Raw genomic sequence first — 17,822 nt, 5'->3', positions numbered from 1 at the left:
CCTCCTCCGTCAACGACGCTGTCCGACGTGGTGGACAAGACGGTAGGTGATGTACACCTAGCTTGACAAGTTGAATCGAAATGTAAAGCCGCGAGCGCGGCCTGCTGCCGGGTTGTGACCGCCCTGTCCGCCTCGGGTGTACCGCGTTCACTGCGACCCGTCATCCGTTCGAAGTGAAATTCTTCGCGGCCCGTTCCGGTGCACCTGGGCTGAGTGCTCATTCGCGAGTATTTCGCCGCGTGGTTCCGGTGAATTGCCTCCGAACGCGTCAGTCCGGTTCTCGAATGTCGTAATTCGGCTTCGGTGGTGGCTCGGCCTCTTCGCGAGTGACCCGCATGGTCTATCGCCCGATTCGATTTCTCGCCGTCTAATCATTCAGCCACCTCCTCGAGGGAATGAGGTTTCATGTTCCGAAGAATTGTTGTCGCGGTTGCAGTTCTGGTTCTCACCGGGTTTGCCGTGACGCCTGCGTCGGCGCGGCCGGCGGCTCAACCGCCGGCGGCTGCCGGCACGAGCAGTTGTGCCGCGATCCGTGCCCTGCTGCCGATCGCGGGCGACGGGAACTATGTGCTGAACACCGGATCCCACCTCGTTCCCGTCTATTGTCACGACATGGCCGGCACGCCGCGGGAATACATCACGCTCACCGCCCCCAACTTCTCGCAATACACAGTCGGTGGCGTGACACTGGGCACGAATGTCCGCACCACGTTCACCCGGGTGCGGATCGACCCGGCGACCCTGCTGGTCGACATCAACGACGTCACGTTCGCCACCAGCACCGGATCTGCCGTGCAGCCGGGGCCCTTCGTCATCGAGTCCATGCCTTACGCGGTGGCCGGGTCGTGTGACCACGCGGCCAGTGGTGTCGGCCGGGTCGACCTCGGCGGCACAGCCTTCGTGCTGGCCGCCACGTGGGTCGTCGGCGGGTTCGTCCCGCAGGGCGGCGCCACACTCGGCGCCGACGGACGCAGCGCCGACCTCGCGGGTGGCGGCTACTGCGGCTCGATCACTCCGGCGCCCGCCATCTACAACCCCGTCAACCCCACCGTTCCCGACTTCCACCTCCAGCTCGCGTGCGGCCCCCACACGCTGGTCGACGTGCTGCTCGGCCGGGCGTGCGTGAACCTCACCTGAGCCCGCCGACCCGGGCGGGCCGTGCCACGCGGTTCGCCCGGGCGCGGGTGCCCGCCCGGCGGCGTAGGTTCGGACGATGAGCGACTGGTCGTCGGGAGAGGCCTACGAGCGGTACGTCGGCCGGTGGAGCCGCCGCGTCGCCGCGGCCTTCCTCGACGGCACGGTCGTGCCGCCCGGGGCGCGCTGGCTCGACGTCGGCTGCGGCACCGGCGCGCTGACATCGGCGGTGCTGGCCACGGCCGATCCCGCCGGCGTCCTCGGCGTCGACCAGGCCGCTCCGTTCGTGGCCCACGCCCGCCGCCTGGCCGCCGACCGGCGGGCGAGCTTCGTGGTCGGCGACGCGCAGGCGCTGCCCGTGGCCGGCGACGCGTTCGACGCCGCCGTGAGCGGGCTGGCGCTCAACTTCGTGCCCGACCCGCACCGGGCGGTCGCCGAGTGGGTCCGGGCCGTGAAGCCCGGGGGAGTGGTGGCCGCGTACGTGTGGGACTACGCCGAGGGCATGGAGCTGATGCGCTGGTTCTGGGACGCCGCGGCCGAGCTCGACCCGGTGGTTGCGGACCTCGACGAAGGTCGCCGCTTTCCGTTGTGCCGACCGGATCCGCTGAGTCGACTGTGGACGGACGCGGGCCTGGGCGGCGTGGTGGTGCGCGCGGTCGGTGTGCGCACCGCGTTCGCCGGCTTCGACGACTACTGGCTGCCGTTCCTCGGCGGGCAGGGCCCGGCGCCCGCCTACGCCGTGCGGCTGCCCGAACACCACCGCCGGGCCTTGCGCGACCTGCTGCGCGCCCGGCTGCCGATCGCCGCCGACGGCACGATCACCCTCACCGCGCGGGCGTGGGCCGTGCGGGGCAGCGTGCCGCACCGCTGACTCGCGGGAAATCCCGTTTTCTCAAGCTATTCTCGGTTTCGTGGGCGGACGGCGAGTCGACTGGGCGGCGTTGCGGACCCCGCGGGACGAGGCTCCCGCGGAGGGCCTGCGCGAGCGCAAGAAGCGCGAGACGCGCCGCCTGCTCGTCAACACCGCCACGGAACTCTTCCTGGCGCGCGGCTTCGACACCGTGCGCGTCGCCGACGTCGCGCAGGCCTGTGGCGTGTCGGAGAAGACCGTCTTCAACTACTTCCCGGCCAAGGAATCCCTCATCCTCGACCGGCCCGACGCGACCCTCGCCGCACTGCGCGCCGAGCTCGGCGACCCGGCCCGCACGCCCGTCGAGGCCGTGCTGCGCATCCTCGCCGGCGAGCTGGCCGCGGTCACCGGCTGGCTCGCCGACCAGCACGACCGCCGCGCCGCGAGAGCGGGGTTCCGCCGCTACGGCGAGCTGGTCCGCTCCACGCCGGCGCTGGCCGCCTACCAGCGTGACCTGCTCGACGAGCTCGCCGACGGCGCCGCGCAGCTGCTGGCCGTGCGCGCGGGCCTGGCCACAGCCGACCCGGAGCCGCAGCTCGCCGCGACGGCGCTCGTCGGGCTGTGGCGCGTGCAGTTCGGCAGCCTCGCCAAGCACGTCGACGCGAGTCGCACGCCGGCACGGATCCGCGGCGCCGTGACCACCGACGTGCTCCGCGCCGCCCGGCTGCTGGAGTCGGGCCTCGGCAGCTTCGCGCGCCCGCGGCGTCCGGCGGTGAAGGACACCTCGAAGGACGTCTGAACCGCCCGGCGAGTACGAAACTGGCACAGACCTCGCGCCGTGCGAGTGCGGCACCTGAACGTCCAGAGTGGGCGCCAACGGCGGAAACCCCCACGCTCACCCGGGGTTCGCGTGAAGTTTCTGTGACTGTAAATTTACGGCGACCCCGCAGCGTGTGACGGTGAGAGCGGGTCATCCGGTAGGTTCACGACGGCGAGTCATTCTTGATTGATTCCAGAAGCTGCGGCACACTGCCAGGCGTGCCAACGACTTCGGACTTCGAGCGCATGCTTCGCGGAGCGGCTCTGCGGGTGACGCGTCCTCGGATGGCGGTGTTGTCCGCGGTGCACGATCATCCCCACGCCGACACCGCGTCGCTCATCGGTGCCGTGCGCGCGGATCTCGGCGAGGTGTCCCACCAGGCCGTCTACGACGTCCTGGGCGCCCTGACCTCCGCGGGTCTCGTGCGGCGGATCGAGCCCGAGGGCTCGGTCGCGCGGTACGAGGCACGGGTGGGGGACAACCACCACCACGTCGTGTGCCGGTCGTGCGGTGCGATCGCCGATGTCGACTGCGCGGTCGGCGCCGCGCCCTGCCTGACCGCGTCCGACGACCACGGTTTCGTCATCGACGAGGCCGAGGTCGTCTACTGGGGCCTGTGCCCCGACTGCAACACCGTTACCCACACTGATTCCCGGAAGGATTCCCGTGTCTGACACCCCCAACGCCGAAGTCGGCGAGATGAACGTGGAGAGCGCGGGCGGGTGCCCCGTCCACACGGGGCGCTTCGCGCACCCCACCGAGGGCGGCAGCAACCGTGACTGGTGGCCGAACCAGCTGAACCTCTCGATCCTCCGGAAGCACTCGGCCGTGGCGAACCCCATGGACGAGGACTTCGACTACGGCAAGGAGTTCCAGACCGTCGACCTCGACGAGCTGGCGCGCGACGTCGACGCGGTCCTGACCACCTCGCAGGACTGGTGGCCCGCGGACTTCGGCCACTACGGCGGCTTCATGATCCGCATGGCGTGGCACAGTGCCGGCACCTACCGCATCGAGGACGGCCGCGGCGGCGCGGGCGCCGGCATGCAGCGCTTCGCGCCGCTGAACAGCTGGCCGGACAACGGCAACCTGGACAAGGCCCGCCGTCTGCTGTGGCCGGTGAAGAAGAAGTACGGCAAGAAGATCTCGTGGGCCGACCTCATGATCTTCACGGGCAACCGCGCCCTGGAGACCATGGGCTTCAAGACCTTCGGCTTCGCCGGTGGCCGCGCCGACGTGTACGAGCCCGACCAGGACGTGTACTGGGGCCCGGAGCGCACCTGGCTGGGCGACGAGCGCTACACCGGTGACCGCGAGCTCGAGGCGCCGCTGGCCGCCGTGCAGATGGGCCTGATCTACGTCAACCCCGAAGGCCCGAACGGGAACCCGGACCCGGTGGCCTCGGGCCGCGACATCCGCGAGACCTTCCGCCGCATGGCGATGAACGACGAAGAGACCGTCGCCCTGATCGCCGGTGGTCACACCTTCGGCAAGACCCACGGTGCCTCCGACGCCGACGAATTCGTCAGCGCCGAGCCCGAGGGCGCGCCGCTCGAGGAGCAGGGCCTGGGCTGGAAGAACAGCTTCGGCTCGGGCAAGGGCCGCGACGCGATCACCAGCGGCATCGAGATCACTTGGACCCCGACGCCGACCAAGTGGAGCAACTGGTTCTTCCACAACCTGTTCACCTACGAATGGGAGCTCGAAACCGGCCCCGGTGGCGCGAACCAGTGGAAGCCGGCGAACAACGCGGCCGCGAACACCGTGCCGGACCCCGAGACCGGTGAGCTCAACCGCGCGCCCGGCATGCTGACCGCGGACCTCGCGCTGCGCTTCGACCCGATCTACGAGCCGATCTCGCGCCGCTTCTACGAGAACCCGCAGGAGTTCGCGGACACCTTCGCCCGCGCCTGGTACAAGCTGACCCACCGCGACATGGGTCCGGTCCAGCGCTACCTCGGCGCGCTGGTCCCGGACGAGGCCCTCATCTGGCAGGACCGCGTGCCGGCCGTGGACCACGAGCTGGTCAGCGCCGCCGACGTCGCGGACCTCAAGGCCAAGCTGCTCGACTCGGGCCTCACCGTCGCGCAGCTTGTCTCCACCGCGTGGGCGTCGGCCTCGACGTTCCGCATCGGTGACAAGCGCGGCGGCGCGAACGGTGCCCGCCTGCGCCTCGAGCCGCAGCGCGGCTGGGAGGTCAACAACCCGGACGAGCTCGCGCAGGTGCTGACCACGCTCGAGGGTGTCCAGGAGGCCTTCAACGGCGCCCAGTCGGGTGGCAAGAAGATCTCCCTGGCCGACCTGATCGTGCTGGGCGGCGCCGCGGGTGTCGAGAAGGCCGCGAAGGACGCGGGCGTCGAGATCACCGTGCCGTTCACCCCGGGCCGCACGGACGCGACGGCGGAGCAGACCGACGTCGAGTCGTTCGTGCCGCTCGAGCCGAAGGCCGACGGCTTCCGCAACTACCGCGGCAAGGGCAACCGCCTGCCGAGCGAGTACCTGCTCCTCGACCGCGCGAACCTGCTCGACCTGAGCGCGCCCGAGATGACCGTGCTCGTGGGTGGCCTGCGCGTGCTCGACGCCAACTACCAGGCGTCGAAGCAGGGCGTGCTCACCTCGACGCCGGGTGCGCTGACCAACGACTTCTTCGCCAACCTGCTCGACATGGGCGTGGAGTGGAAGACGGTGTCGGAGGACGGCGAGGCCTTCGAGGGCCGCGACCGCGCCACCGGCGAGGTCAAGTGGACCGGCAGCCGCGTCGACCTGCTCTTCGGGTCGAACTCGGAGCTGCGGGCCGTCGCCGAGGTCTACGCCGCGGACGACGCCAAGGCGAAGTTCGTGAAGGACTTCGTGGCCGCGTGGGACAAGGTCATGATGCTGGACCGGTACGACCTGGTCTGAGCGTGACGTGGGGGCCCTCGGGCTCCCGGTGACGTCGGAGAAGGGGGCGGGGACTGCGGTCTCCGCCCCCTTTCTCGTGCCCGGAAAACCGCCGAACCGCAGGTCGCGGCTGTCGTGTGGACTCGCGGGTCACGGTGTGGTGTACCGCTGGTTGACACGGCGGCTCTGTGGGGTGCATTATCGTGATTAATCCCGTTGGAAACGTTTCCAACTCTCGGATCGCGAACTTGGAAACGTTTCCAAATCGTGAGCCGACACAGACCACTACCGAGGTTTGAGCGACGATGACGTCAACACGGGCCACGCTGATCCAGGTGGCCGAGCGCGCCGGGGTGTCCCTGGCCTCGACCTCCCGTGCGCTGCACGGGGTGGGCGCGAGCAGGGCGATGGTCGAGCGCGTCCGGGCCGCCGCCGAGGAGCTCGGGTACAGCGCCGACGCGATCGGCCGATCGCTGCGGATGAAGAAGACGTTCCAGGTCGCGTTCGCGGTGGCGGACATCGGCAACCCGGTCTACGTCGAGATGATGCGGGCGATCCACGAGGTGCTCGCGCCCCACGGCTACCGAGTGGTCGTCATGTCGACAGGGGACACCTCCGACTCGACGATCGAGCTGGTGCGCAGCCTGGGCAGCGGCTTCGTGGACGGCATGATCGTGAGCCCGCTGCGCACCGACGACGGCCTGATCACCGAAATCCAGCAGGCTCCCGTGCCGGTCGTGGTGATCGGGCGCGCGATGGACGACCGCGGCATCAGCTCCGTGTCCACCGACTCCGCGGGCGGGATCGGCGAAGCGGTGCGCCACCTGCGCGCCATCGGGCGCCGCCGCATCGGCTTCCTCAACGGTCCGGCCGACACCACGCCGGGTGCCTCGCGCCAGCGCGGTTTCGACGCCGCGGTCAACGCCGGTGACCTCGTGGCCGAGCGCATCGAGCGCGAGACCGCCGAGGACTTCACCGTCGGCGCCGGCCTCGAGGCCGCCCGCCGGATCCTGGCGCGCGTGCCCGAGGGCGCACCACAGCTCGACGCGCTCGTCGCGGCCAACGACCTGCTCGCCATCGGCGCCATCCGCGCCGTGCGGGAGCTGGGCCTGTCCGTGCCCGAGGACGTCGCCGTGACCGGCATGGACGACACCGAGATCGGCCGCGTCTTCCAGCCCAGCCTCACCAGCGTGTCCCTCGGCGCGAGCGAACGCGGGCGCGCCGCGGCCCGTCTGATGCTGCAGCTCGCCGACGACCCCGACCAGCCGGCCCAGCAGGTGTCGGTCGGCGCGGAGCTCGTGGTGCGCGAATCCACCACAACGGCCACCGAACGGGGTGAGCGATGACAGTGCGGCTTGTACACATGCGGCTTGTGCCCATGAAAAAAGGCCCGGTTGCGGCCCGGTCCTCCGCAGGCGAACGGCCGGCGCCCGGGACGACCGACCCGACTGTGACCACCGGGACGACCGGGACCGAGCGAGGTGACCGATGACGACCCCGTCGCTGACCGAGCCGAAGCGCGGCACCGCGCAGCCCCCGGCCCCGCGGTCCAAGAAGCGCGTGAAGCCGATGGCGCGCACGCGCCGGCGTGAGGCGATCGCGCTGGTGCTGCCGTCGTTGATCCCGATCCTGGTGCTGAGCGTGGCCCCGCTCGTGGTCGGCGTGTTCCTCGCGTTCACCAACGCCCGGCTCGTGCGCCACCCCGACTACAGCTTCGCAGGCCTCGACAACTTCGCGCGCCTCGGCGGCAACGCGTTGTTCTGGGACTCGCTGCGGATCGGCATGATCTGGACCGTCGGCGTGACGTTGCTGCAGCTCGCGGCGGCGATGGGCCTGGCGCTGCTGCTCAACTCCGGCCTGAAGCTGCAGGGGCTCACACGGGTGCTCGCGCTCGTGCCCTGGGCGATGCCGCCCGTGGTCGTGGCGATCATGTGGCAGATGATCTACTCCGCCAACGGCGGGCCGCTCAACGCGTTCCTCGGCGCGGTCGGTCTGCCGAGCGACATCAACTGGCTCGGCGACTTCTCCACGGCGCTGCCGGCGGTGATCGTCGTCGGCGTGTGGGTCGGGATGCCGCAGACCACGGTGACGCTCCTGGCCGGGCTGCAGCAGATCCCCGGCGAGCTGCTGGAAGCCGCGGCGGTCGACGGCGCGAGCGCGTGGCGGAAGTTCACGGCCGTGACGTGGCCGGCGATGCGCCCGATCGTCACGTCGATCACCTCCCTCAACTTCATCTGGAACTTCAACTCGTTCTCGCTGGTCTACGTGCTCACCGCCGGTGGGCCGGGCGGCAAGACGATGGTCCCGGTGCTGTTCATCTACCTGGAAGCCTTCAAGAACCGCGAGATCGGCTACGCCGCGGCGATGGGACTCGTCGTCGTGATCGTGGTGGTACTGATCCTCGCCGTGTACCTGCGGTCGCAGTTCCGCACCGAAGACCGCGCGGAAAAGGGGCGCTGAGCCATGCGCTTGCTCGTTCGTCCGGCCCAGTACGTGGCCCTGGCGCTGTACATTCTGTTCCTCGGGTTCCCCCTGCTGTGGCTGATGTCGGCCTCGGTGAAGTCCTCGGGTGAGCTCAACTCGCTCACGGTCAGCCTGCTGCCGCAGGAGTGGCACTGGGAGAACTACACCGAAGCCCTGACACGTCAAGGACTTCTGCACTCGGCGTGGAACAGCCTGCTCGTGGCGCTGGCCTCGACGGTGCTGTCGATCATCATCTCCGTGCCGGCGTCCTACGTGCTGGCCCGGCTCAAGGGCAAGGTCCGCATCGCCGGCGTCGGCTGGATCCTGGTGAGCCAGGTCTTCCCGGTGGTGCTGATCATCCTGCCGCTGTTCCTGATCCTGCGGACGCTCGGGCTGGCCGACAACCTCGTCGGGCTCACGCTCGTGCACACCACGTACATGCTGCCGTTCGCGTTGTGGATGCTGCAGGGGTACGTGGCCGCGATCCCCACGGAGCTCGAAGAAGCGGGCGCGATGGACGGCGCGAGCCGGTTCACCGTGCTGCGCACGATCGTCTTCCCGCTGCTGGCCCCCGGCGTGGTCGCGACGGCGATGTTCAGCTTCGTGTCTTCGTGGAACGAGTTCTTCTTCGCCTTGGTGTTGTTGCAGTCGCCCGAGAACTACACGCTGCCCATCACCTTGAACACGTTCGTGGGCGGCGAGGGCAGAACCGCCCTCGGACCGCTCGCCGCCGGGGCCGTGCTCGCCGCGATCCCCAGCATCGTCTTCTTCAGCATCCTGCGGAGGAAGCTCACCAGCGGGCTCATGGCCGGGGCGGTGAAGGGATGACCCCTGACCGCCCGAACCCCGCGAAACCCTTGATCCCCCAACAGAAATCCCCGAAAGGTCGGTCGATGAAGACACGACGCCTGCTGGCCGCGGCCAGCCTGATGGTCACCGCCTTGCTCGTCGCCGCGTGCGGCAGCGGCAGCGGTGACGCGAGTGGCCCCGTCACCCTCACGTTCCAATCCCTGTCCGACCAGCCGGCCGCGATCGCCGAGACGCAGAAGATCGTCGGCGCCTGGAACACCGCGCACCCCGACGTGCAGGTCAAGATCGTGCAGGCCGGCTGGGACAGCGTCTACGACAAGCTGATCACCCAGTTCAACGCCGGCACCGCGCCGGACATCGTGCACTACGAGGCGGCGGGCATCGAGCCGTTCGCGGAGGACGACTACCTCGCCGACCTCACGCCGTACCTGTCGCAGGCCAAGCACGACGACTTCCAGAAGGGCGTGCTGGACTCGGTGACGTTCGGCGGCAAGGTCGTCGCGTTCCCGACCGAGGTGCAGTCCTATGTGGTCTTCGCGAACAAGAAGCTGCTGCAGCAGGCCGGGGTCGCCGTGCCGACCGGCAAGACCATGACGTGGGACCAGCTGCGCCAGATCTCCAAGGCCACGACCAAGGGCAGCACCTACGGCCTCGGCTGGGGCCTGTCGAGCCCGACGGCGGCGTTCGTCGCTCTGGCCCCCGGCTTCGGCGGCAAGTACTTCCAGGGCACCGGTGACCAGGCCAACCTGACGGTGGGCGAGGGCGAGACGGCACTGCCGAAGCTCGTCGACGAGATGGCGTACCAGGACCACTCGATCCTCCCGGTCACGCTGACGCAGTCGGGTTCGAAGGCGCTGGCGCCGTTCTACGCGGGCCAGACCGCGATGACCGTGCAGGGTTCCTACCAGGCGGCCAACATCGCGAAGGACGCGCCGAAGGGCTTCGACTGGGTCGTGCTGCCGCCGCTGGCCGGCCCCGCCGGTCCCGCGCAGGCCGCCAGCCCGCAGACGCTGTCGGTGAACAAGGACTCCGCGCACGTCAAGGAAGCCGCCCAGTTCATCGACTACTTCACCAACACCGACAACCTGGCCGCCATGAACGAGGCCGACGCGCTGATCCCGCCCACCAACTCCGCGCGCCAGGCGCTGGCCACGAAGCTCGCCGGCAAGACCGGCTGGGACCAGATCCTCGCCTCGGGCCAGTACATCACTTCGGCGCCGTATCTGTTCGCGAGCAAGTACCCGCAGTGGAAGGACACCATCGCCACCCCGGCGTACCAGCAGTTCCTGGCCCAGAAGATCGACGCCAACGGCTTGACGACCCAGCTGCAGAACGGCTGGAAGAGCGTCACCACCAACTGAAGTAGAACTGGAGCGGATTCTCTTGACCTGGCTGGAAGACCGGGCCGTCGCGGTGATCACCGGCGCGGCCGTGGGTGACGCCCTCGGCGGGGCCGTCGAAGGGTGGACCCCCGAGCAGATCGAGGAACGCCACGGCGGCCGCGTGACCGGCATCGTGGGCCCGTGGTACCCGAACTGGCGCGACGCGCGTCCCATCGCGCCGTACCACAAGGGCGACGGGCACATCACCGACGACACCCTCATGACGCGGGCCCTCGTGGAGGTCTACGCGAAGCGCCGCGAACACCTCGACGCGTTCGCGGTGGCCGAAGACCTCGTGCCGTTGATGATCGGCGAACCGCAGTGGGTGCCGGAGCTGGAGTCCACGGCGCTGCTGCTGCAGCGCGTGTTCCTCGCGGAGAAGTGGATCGTCACTCGGCTCCACTACGGACACGTGGACCCGCGCGAAGCGGGTGTGGGCAACGTCGTCAACTGCGGTGCGGCGATGTACGTCGCGCCGGTGGGTGTGGTCAACGCGGGTGACCCCCGTGGTGCCTACGCCGAGGCGATCGACCTCACGGGCGCGCACCAGTCGAGCTACGGCAGGGAGGCGGCCGGCGTCCTCGCGGCGCTGGTCGCGGCCGCGGCCGCCCCGGGCGCGACGCTCGACGACGTGACGGCGTCGGCGCTGGAGCTCGCGCACGACGGGACCGCGGTGGCTCTGCGCGCGGTGATCGACGCCTTCGGCGGGACCACCGCGGCGCCGGTCACCGACGAGGAGGAACGCGGGCTGGCCCGCAAGGTGCGGGAAGTCGTGGCGCCGTTCGACTCCGTGGGGCCGGAGTACCGGCAGATGTCGCTGGACGCGCGGCGTCCGTCGCGGACCAAGTCCATCGAGGAGCTGCCCGCGGCGCTCGCCTTCGTGCTCGCGCACCGCGGCGACTTCCGCGGTGCAGTGCTCGCGGCCGTGAACTACGGCCGCGACGCGGACTCGATCGCCGCCATGGCCGGGGCGATCTGCGCGGCCCTCGGCGGCGCGGAGGTCGTGCCGGTGGAGTGGCTCGACCCGATCAGCGAGGCCAGCCGCATGGACATCGTCGAGACCGGCCGCGTGCTGGCCTCGGCGGCGGCCGACATCATGCGGGCCGACCGTGAGCGGGCGCAGGCTCGCGTCAAGGCGCTGGACGGCCTCGACGGGGCTCTCGCCGTGGAGGCGCGGGCGTGAGGCTGACCTGGGCCCAGCCCGAGGACCTGCTCGCCCACGAGCTCGTCCAGTCCTCCGTGGAGGGTCGCGACATCGCGGACGTGCGGATGCGCTGGGTGGCGGCGGGCGGCGACCCCGTCCCCGCTGTGAGCGGCGCCGGGCCGAACCCGGCGCCGCCCGCCCTGCGGGCCCTGGCGCGCACGCTGCTCGGCGAGCTCGCGGCGGTCCCGGCCGCGCCGGCGCCCGACGAGCCGGACGAGTGGGACGCGATCGTCGCCACGCTGCCGGCCGCGCCGGACCTGCCGCCGGACCTGCCGCCGGGCCTGCGCGACGGGCGGGTGCTCGGCGCGTGGACCGGGCGCGCCGCCGGGTGCCTGCTGGGCAAGCCGGTGGAGAAGATCCCTCGCGAGGGCATCGAGGAGATCCTGCGCGCCACGGGCCGGTGGCCGCTCGAGAAGTGGTTCACCGCCGTCGGCCTGCCCGAGGACGTCGCGGCGCGGTGGCCGTGGAACAAGCGCTCGGCGCCGACGTCGCTCGAGGAGAACATCCACGGCATGCCCGAGGACGACGACCTCAACTACCCGATGCTCGCGCTCACCCTGCTCGAGACGCGCGGGCGCGGGTTCACCACCGAGGACGTCGCGCAGCTGTGGCTCGACAACCTCCCGGCCGGCCGGGTGTTCACGGCCGAGCGGGCGGCCTACCGCAACATCCTCGACGCCCGCCCGGTGCCCGAGACCGCGACGCACCTCAACCCGTTCCGCGAGTGGATCGGCGCGCTGATCCGCACGGACGTGTTCGGCTGGGTCTCCCCGGGCGACCTGCGCGCGGCCGCGCGTCTCGCGTGGACCGACGCCCGCCTGAGCCACACCCGCAACGGTGTCTACGGCGCCATGTGGGCCGCGGCCCTGGCCTCGGCGGCGATGGTGTGCGACACGGTGGACGAGGTGCTCGACGCCGCGGCCACGGTGATCCCGCCGGGCAGCCGCCTCGCGGAGGCGGTGCGCCTCGGCCGTGCGGCTGCTTCGTCCGGTGACCTCCGCACCGGCCTCGACCGCCTCCACGCCGCTTACGGTGACCTGCACTGGGTCCACGTGCTCGGCAACGCGGCCGTGATCGCCTACGCGCTGGCCAAGGGCGCCGGTGAGTTCGGCCCGAGCGTTTCCATCGCCGTCACGGCGGGCTGGGACACCGACTCCGCCGCCGCCACGGTCGGCGGCGTGGTCGGCGCTCTGCGCGGCGTGCCCGGAATCGGCGAGCAGTGGGTGACGCCCTTGGACGGCCGCATCGCGACGTCGCTGCCGGGTGGCGAGCAGAAGATCACCGACCTGGCGGCTCGGACGGTCGCGCTCGCGGAGCGTGTGTCGTGAGGGGAAGTGTCGTGGTGGTCGGGTCGGCGAACGTCGACCTGGTCGTCGACGCGCCGCGGCCGCCGCGGGCCGGGGAGACGATCCTCGGCGGGCGGCTGCGGCGCAGCCCCGGCGGCAAGGGTGCGAACCAGGCGGTGGGTGCCGCGCTGGCCGGGGGAGCGCACACGACGTTCGTGGGCGCGCTCGGCGAGGACGAGGCCGGGGATCTGATCCTGCTGTCGCTGGGCGGCGCGGGCGTGCGGACCGACCTCGTCGCGCGGACGAAAGCGGCCACGGGCACGGCGTTCATCACCGTGTCGCCGGACGGCGAGAACGCGATCGTCGTCGCGCCGGGTGCGAACGAGCGCGTGCGGATCGGAGAGGTGGAGGCCGCGCGGATCGCGGCGGCCGACGTGGTCTTGGCACAGCTGGAGATCCCGCTCGCGGTGGTGCGCGCCGCCGCGGCCGCGCGCAAGCCGGGCGCGCTGTTCGTACTCAACGCCGCGCCGTCGCGGGAACTGCCGGCCGACGTCTGGGCCGCGCTCGACGTGCTCGTGGTCAACGAGCACGAAGCCGCCGACCTCGGCGGCCTCGAAACCCTGCTCGACCGCGTGCCCGCCGTCGTGGTCACGCTCGGCGGCGAAGGCTGCCTCGTCGCCGAACGCGCCCGGGAACCCGTGCGAGTGCCCGGGATTCGGGTGACCACAGTGGACACCACCGGGGCCGGCGACACATTCTGCGGAGTGCTCGCAGCCGGCCTCGCCGAGGGGCGGCCGCTCGCCGACGCCGCACGGCTCGCGTGCGTGGCCGGTGCGCTGGCAGTCACGCGGCCCGGTGCGCAGGCCGCCGTTCCCACCGCTGAAGAGGTCGCGGCTCTCGCGGCCGGAGAAAAGGTGCGATGACCACCCCGTTCGACCCGCTCGTGCCGCGCCCGATCGACCGGCCGGCCGAGGTTCCCCTGACCCCGCTCACCGCCGAGCAGCTCGCGGCGCTCGACGAAGCCAAGATCTTCGCCGCGCCGAGCGACCCCGCCGACCGGCCCGCATGGCGCGCCCGCCTGCGTGAGTGGCGCGAGGATTCCCGCCGGCGCCACGACTACACCGGCGAGGCCTACGAGCGCCCCGGTGCCGCGTGGGCGGCCCGGTGCCACACCGTCGCGCAGGTCTGGCTGTGGGACGAGCTGCTGTACTCCTTCGCCGAGCACAAGTTCACGCCTGAGGTGTTCCTCGCCGACGCCCGCGAGCGCTTCGGTGGCCTCGACGCCGTGGTGCTCTGGCACGCCTACCCCGTGATCGGCCTCGACGACCGCAACCAGTGGGACTACTACCGCGACGTCCCAGGCCTGGCCGAGCTCGTCAAGGCGCTGCACGACGCCGGCCTGCACGTGTTCGTGGACTACAACCCGTGGGACGTCGGCACCCGCCGCGGCGCGGACGACCTCACCGAGCTGGCGGACCTCGTCGCGGACTTCGAAGCCGACGGCGTTTTCCTCGACACGCTCAAGAAAGCCGAACCGGGTTTCGTCGAACGGCTCGAAGCCGCGCGCCCCGGGATCGTGCTGGAGGGCGAGTCGAAGCTGCCGGTCGAGCGCATCGCCGACCACACGGCGTCGTGGGCCCAGTTCTTCGCCGACTCGCCCGTGCCCGGCGTGCTGCGCGCGCACTGGTACGAGCGGCGCCACATGCAGCACCACGTGCGCCGCTGGCACCGCGACCACTCCAAGGAACTGCAGTCGGCGTGGCTCAACGGCGTCGGCGTGATGGTGTGGGAAGTCGTGTTCGGCGTGTGGGTCGGCTGGTCGGCCCGCGACGCCGCGACCGTGCGGCGCATGGTGACCGTGCAGCGCGCGGCCGGCGACCTGCTGCTGGGCGGCGAGTGGACCCCTCTTGCCGAGCTGACGCCCGAGGCTGAGGCCGCCGGCGTCTACGCGTCCGGCTGGGAGCTCGACGGCGTGACACTGTGGACACTCGTCAACCGCGGCGAGACGGACTACGCCGGTGAGCTGCTGCCCGCCGGGCCCGGCAAGGTCCTCGACCTGCTCGGCGGTGTGCCCGCCCGTGGCATCGGCGCGGTGCTGCACCTGGCGGAAGGCACTCCCGAACCCGCGTGGCTGCCGGAACTTCTCGACGCGGTGAAGTCCGCGCCGCACGACGCCCACTCCCGTTTCCCGCACCGGATCGCGGAACGAGTCAGTCCACAAAGGACCACTGGCGAACCCGAAGCGGACGCCGTCACGGTGCCGGCCGGGCCGTACGTGCTGACCGTCCGATACCAGGCTCGCGAAACCGGCATGTACCAGGGCGCGCCCTATGTCGACGAGTGGAAGCCCCTCCCTCCGCGGTTGCACGACGCCCGCACCCTCCAGCGTGACGGCTCGCTCGTGACCCCGGTCGCGGTGGCCGCCACCGAGGTCACCAACGCGCAGTTCGCCGAGTTCCTCACCGCCACCGGCTACCGGCCCGCGTACGGGCACCGGTTCCTCGCGCACTGGACCGACGGCGTACCAGGCAATCCCGATGAGCCCGTGACCTTTGTGGACCTCGACGATGCCCGCGCCTACTGTGCGTGGCGCGGCGGTCGGCTGCCCACCGAAGACGAGTGGCAGCTGGCGGGCGAGACCGGCGGCCTGACCGGTGACCATGCCGGGGAGCCTGCCGTGTGGAATTCAAGCCTGTGGAACTGGACCGAGAGCGAGCACTCCGACGGGCGGACCCGCTTCGTGATGATCAAGGGCGGCAGTGATTATCGGGCCGAGGGCTCCGAGTGGTACGTCGAGGGCGGCCGCCACGCGCCCGACGTCAGCGTGAAGCTGTTGCTGCCCGGTTTGGGTCTCGCGCGCGCCGCGACGGTCGGGTTCCGCTGCGCTTGGGAGGTGACGGCATGACGACGTCGCGGGATTCCGCCGGTGGCGCCCTGGCCGGGCTGCGGGTGGTGGACGCGTCCACGCTCTTCGCCGGCCCGATGGCCGCGATGCACCTTGGCGACATGGGCGCCGAGGTGATCAAGGTCGAGCACCCGAGCCGCCCCGATCCGTCGCGCACGCACGGCGTCGCCAAAGACGGGGTGAACCTGTGGTGGAAAACGCTCGGGCGCAACAAACGCACCATCACCGCGGACCTCAGCAGCGAAGGCGGGCGTGAGGTGTTCCTGGCGCTGGCCGCCGAGGCCGACGTGGTGATCGAGAACTTCCGCCCGGGCACCCTGGAACGCTGGAACCTCGGCTACGACGAGCTTTCCGCCCACAACCCGCGGCTCGTGCTCGCGCGCGTGACCGGGTTCGGCCAGTTCGGCCCGTACCGCTCGCGCCCCGGCTTCGGCACGCTCGCCGAGGCGATGAGCGGGTTCGCCGCCACCACGGGCGAGCCGGACGGCCCGCCGACGCTCCCGCCGTTCGGTCTCGCCGACGGCGTCGCGTCGCTGGCCACGGCCTACGCGATCATGGTCGCGCTTTCGGCCCGCACCACCAGCGGGCGCGGGCAGATCGTCGACACCGCGATCATCGAGCCGATCCTCGCGATGCTCGGCCCGCAGATCACGCGGTGGGACCAGCTTCAGACGGTGCAGCCGCGCACGGGCAACCGGTCCATCAACAACGCGCCGCGCAACACCTACCGCACCGCCGACGGGCAGTGGGTCGCCGTGTCCACCTCGGCGCAGTCCGTCGCCGAACGCGTGGTGCGGCTCGTCGGCCGCCCCGACCTGGCCGACCAGCCGTGGTTCGCCCGCGGCGCCGACCGCGCGCAGCACGCCGACGAGCTCGACGACGCCGTGGGCGGCTGGATCGCCCAGCGCAGCCGCGCCGAGGTCGTCGCCGCGTTCGAAGAGGCGCAGGCCGCGGTCGCCCCCATCTACGACGCCGCCGACATCGTCGCCGACCCCCAGTTCCGCGCCCTCGGCACCATCCACGAGATCGACGACCCCGAGCTCGGCCCGATGCGCATGCAGGGCCCGCTCTTCCGCCTTTCCGACAACGACGGCGTCATCGGCTTCACCGGCCGCCCCCACGGCGCCGACACCGACACCGTGCTGAAGGAACTGGGCTTCTCGGCCGAGCGCATCGCCGAACTGCGGGACGGGGGCGCGGTATGAGCGCGACCCCGCCGTTGACCTTCCTCTACGCCCCGGCCGACCGGCCCGATCGGGTGGAGAAGGCGCTCGCGTCGGAGGCCGACGTGGTGCTGGTGGACCTCGAGGACGCTGTGGCGCCGGCGCACAAGGAGGTGGCGCGCGAGAACGTCGTGCGGTTGCTGGCCGGCCTGCCCGAGGGGCGCCGGGTGCAGGTGCGCGTGAATCACCCCAGCACGCCGTGGCACGAGGCGGACGTGGCGGCGCTCGCGGGGCTGCCGGTGGCGGTCGGGGTGCGGATGCCGAAGGTGGAGGCGGCCGAGGAGGTGCTGGCGCTCGCGGCGGCGTTGCCGGGGCGGGAGCTGCACCCGTTGATCGAGTCGGCGCTGGGGGTGGAGCGGGCGTTGCAGATCGCGACCGCTTCGCCGCAGGTGGCGTCGATCGGGCTCGGGGAGGCGGATCTGCGGTCGGACCTGGGCGTGGACGACGAGGCCGGGCTCACGTGGGCGCGCAGCCGCGTGATCGTGGCGGCGCGGGCCGCGCGGCTGGCGCCGCCGGCGATGTCGGCTTACACCAACGTGCGCGACCTTGAAGGGCTGGCGGCGTCGTGCCGGGCCGGGCGTGCGCTCGGGTTCCGTGGGCGCACGGCGATTCACCCGGGCCAGCTCGCCACGATCCGCGCCGCGTTCCTGCCGAGCGCGGAGGAGGTGGCACGGGCCAGCGAGGTCGTCGCGCGCGTCGCCGACGCCACGGCGGCCGGAGTCGGGGCGATCGCGCTGGCCGACGGGACGTTCCTCGACGTCGCAATGGTCGAGCGTGCGCGCACGGTGCTGGCGCTGGCCCAGCCGGATCCCGCGTAAGCGATCTCGAAAACAGGAAAGCCCGCCCCGTCTTCGACTACTCTGGG

At 71.3% G+C, this 17,822-nt stretch carries 15 protein-coding genes; all 15 read left to right on the top strand.

All coding sequences use genetic code 11. The annotated features are described in order from the left end of the window. Positions 1–405 precede the first annotated feature (405 nt). The 15 genes from ABZU76_RS27620 (at position 406) to ABZU76_RS27550 (ending at position 17,775) form a co-directional block, all read left to right on the top strand. Positions 406–1,137 (top strand): GON domain-containing protein, encoded by a 732-nt coding sequence (locus ABZU76_RS27620; RefSeq protein ID WP_354874523.1) that lies wholly within the window; start codon positions 406–408, stop codon positions 1,135–1,137. A 76-nt stretch (positions 1,138–1,213) separates the two neighbouring features. Next, complete coding sequence (locus ABZU76_RS27615; protein ID WP_354874521.1) at positions 1,214–2,005, top strand: class I SAM-dependent methyltransferase; 792 nt, start codon at positions 1,214–1,216, stop codon at positions 2,003–2,005. Between the two features lie 40 nt (positions 2,006–2,045). Continuing rightward, positions 2,046–2,783 carry a TetR family transcriptional regulator gene (locus tag ABZU76_RS27610; RefSeq protein WP_354874519.1) on the top strand — a complete coding sequence of 246 codons (738 nt, stop codon included), beginning with the start codon at positions 2,046–2,048 and terminating at the stop codon, positions 2,781–2,783. A 239-nt stretch (positions 2,784–3,022) separates the two neighbouring features. Further along, positions 3,023–3,478, top strand: a complete 456-nt coding sequence (locus tag ABZU76_RS27605; RefSeq protein ID WP_354874517.1) for a Fur family transcriptional regulator — start codon at positions 3,023–3,025, stop codon at positions 3,476–3,478. Further along, entirely contained in the window at positions 3,471–5,705 is a 2,235-nt protein-coding gene (katG, locus tag ABZU76_RS27600; protein ID WP_354874515.1) for a catalase/peroxidase HPI, read from the top strand. Before ABZU76_RS27605 ends, katG begins: the two co-directional genes overlap by 8 nt. Before the next feature lie 284 nt (positions 5,706–5,989). After that, positions 5,990–7,030: a LacI family DNA-binding transcriptional regulator gene (locus tag ABZU76_RS27595; protein ID WP_354874513.1), complete on the top strand. Its 1,041-nt coding sequence runs from the start codon at positions 5,990–5,992 to the stop codon at positions 7,028–7,030. A gap of 142 nt (positions 7,031–7,172) precedes the next feature. Then, positions 7,173–8,144: a sugar ABC transporter permease gene (locus tag ABZU76_RS27590; protein ID WP_220239393.1), complete on the top strand. Its 972-nt coding sequence runs from the start codon at positions 7,173–7,175 to the stop codon at positions 8,142–8,144. Between the two features lie 3 nt (positions 8,145–8,147). After that, positions 8,148–8,975, top strand: coding sequence for a carbohydrate ABC transporter permease (locus tag ABZU76_RS27585; RefSeq protein WP_220239394.1), 828 nt, complete (start codon positions 8,148–8,150; stop codon positions 8,973–8,975). A gap of 65 nt (positions 8,976–9,040) precedes the next feature. Continuing rightward, the gene (locus ABZU76_RS27580; RefSeq protein WP_354874510.1) at positions 9,041–10,318 is read left to right on the top strand and encodes a sugar ABC transporter substrate-binding protein; all 1,278 of its coding nucleotides are present in this window, start codon (positions 9,041–9,043) and stop codon (positions 10,316–10,318) included. A gap of 22 nt (positions 10,319–10,340) precedes the next feature. Next, complete coding sequence (locus tag ABZU76_RS27575; RefSeq protein ID WP_354874508.1) at positions 10,341–11,522, top strand: ADP-ribosylglycohydrolase family protein; 1,182 nt, start codon at positions 10,341–10,343, stop codon at positions 11,520–11,522. Next, positions 11,519–12,871: an ADP-ribosylglycohydrolase family protein gene (locus tag ABZU76_RS27570; protein ID WP_354874506.1), complete on the top strand. Its 1,353-nt coding sequence runs from the start codon at positions 11,519–11,521 to the stop codon at positions 12,869–12,871. Before ABZU76_RS27575 ends, ABZU76_RS27570 begins: the two co-directional genes overlap by 4 nt. Beyond that, on the top strand, positions 12,868–13,752 hold the full coding sequence (locus ABZU76_RS27565; RefSeq protein WP_354874504.1) for a ribokinase: 885 nt from the start codon (positions 12,868–12,870) through the stop codon (positions 13,750–13,752). The genes ABZU76_RS27570 and ABZU76_RS27565 overlap by 4 nt, the downstream gene beginning before the upstream one ends. Further along, positions 13,749–15,734: an SUMF1/EgtB/PvdO family nonheme iron enzyme gene (locus ABZU76_RS27560; RefSeq protein WP_354874502.1), complete on the top strand. Its 1,986-nt coding sequence runs from the start codon at positions 13,749–13,751 to the stop codon at positions 15,732–15,734. Before ABZU76_RS27565 ends, ABZU76_RS27560 begins: the two co-directional genes overlap by 4 nt. Further along, positions 15,731–16,939, top strand: a complete 1,209-nt coding sequence (locus ABZU76_RS27555; RefSeq protein WP_354874500.1) for a CoA transferase — start codon at positions 15,731–15,733, stop codon at positions 16,937–16,939. Before ABZU76_RS27560 ends, ABZU76_RS27555 begins: the two co-directional genes overlap by 4 nt. After that, complete coding sequence (locus tag ABZU76_RS27550) at positions 16,936–17,775, top strand: CoA ester lyase (RefSeq protein ID WP_354874498.1); 840 nt, start codon at positions 16,936–16,938, stop codon at positions 17,773–17,775. Before ABZU76_RS27555 ends, ABZU76_RS27550 begins: the two co-directional genes overlap by 4 nt. The last annotated feature ends 47 nt before the right edge of the window (positions 17,776–17,822 follow it).

The organism is Amycolatopsis sp. NPDC005232 (assembly GCF_040607795.1).
Lineage (GTDB): Bacteria > Actinomycetota > Actinomycetes > Mycobacteriales > Pseudonocardiaceae > Amycolatopsis.
The sequence above is the reverse complement of the archived record's forward strand: the minus strand, read 5'-3'. Positions and strand labels throughout refer to the sequence as shown.

Excerpts from the sequence above, each read along its gene's own strand:
- ABZU76_RS27620 (WP_354874523.1), top strand. The coding sequence starts at position 406 with ATGTTCCGAAGAATTGTTGTCGCGGTTGCAGTTCTGGTTCTCACCGGG.
- ABZU76_RS27615 (WP_354874521.1), top strand. The coding sequence starts at position 1,214 with ATGAGCGACTGGTCGTCGGGAGAGGCCTACGAGCGGTACGTCGGCCGG.
- ABZU76_RS27595 (WP_354874513.1), top strand. The coding sequence starts at position 5,990 with ATGACGTCAACACGGGCCACGCTGATCCAGGTGGCCGAGCGCGCCGGG.
- ABZU76_RS27590 (WP_220239393.1), top strand. The coding sequence starts at position 7,173 with ATGACGACCCCGTCGCTGACCGAGCCGAAGCGCGGCACCGCGCAGCCC.
- ABZU76_RS27585 (WP_220239394.1), top strand. The coding sequence starts at position 8,148 with ATGCGCTTGCTCGTTCGTCCGGCCCAGTACGTGGCCCTGGCGCTGTAC.
- ABZU76_RS27580 (WP_354874510.1), top strand. The coding sequence starts at position 9,041 with ATGAAGACACGACGCCTGCTGGCCGCGGCCAGCCTGATGGTCACCGCC.
- ABZU76_RS27560 (WP_354874502.1), top strand. The coding sequence starts at position 13,749 with ATGACCACCCCGTTCGACCCGCTCGTGCCGCGCCCGATCGACCGGCCG.
- ABZU76_RS27555 (WP_354874500.1), top strand. The coding sequence starts at position 15,731 with ATGACGACGTCGCGGGATTCCGCCGGTGGCGCCCTGGCCGGGCTGCGG.
- ABZU76_RS27550 (WP_354874498.1), top strand. The coding sequence starts at position 16,936 with ATGAGCGCGACCCCGCCGTTGACCTTCCTCTACGCCCCGGCCGACCGG.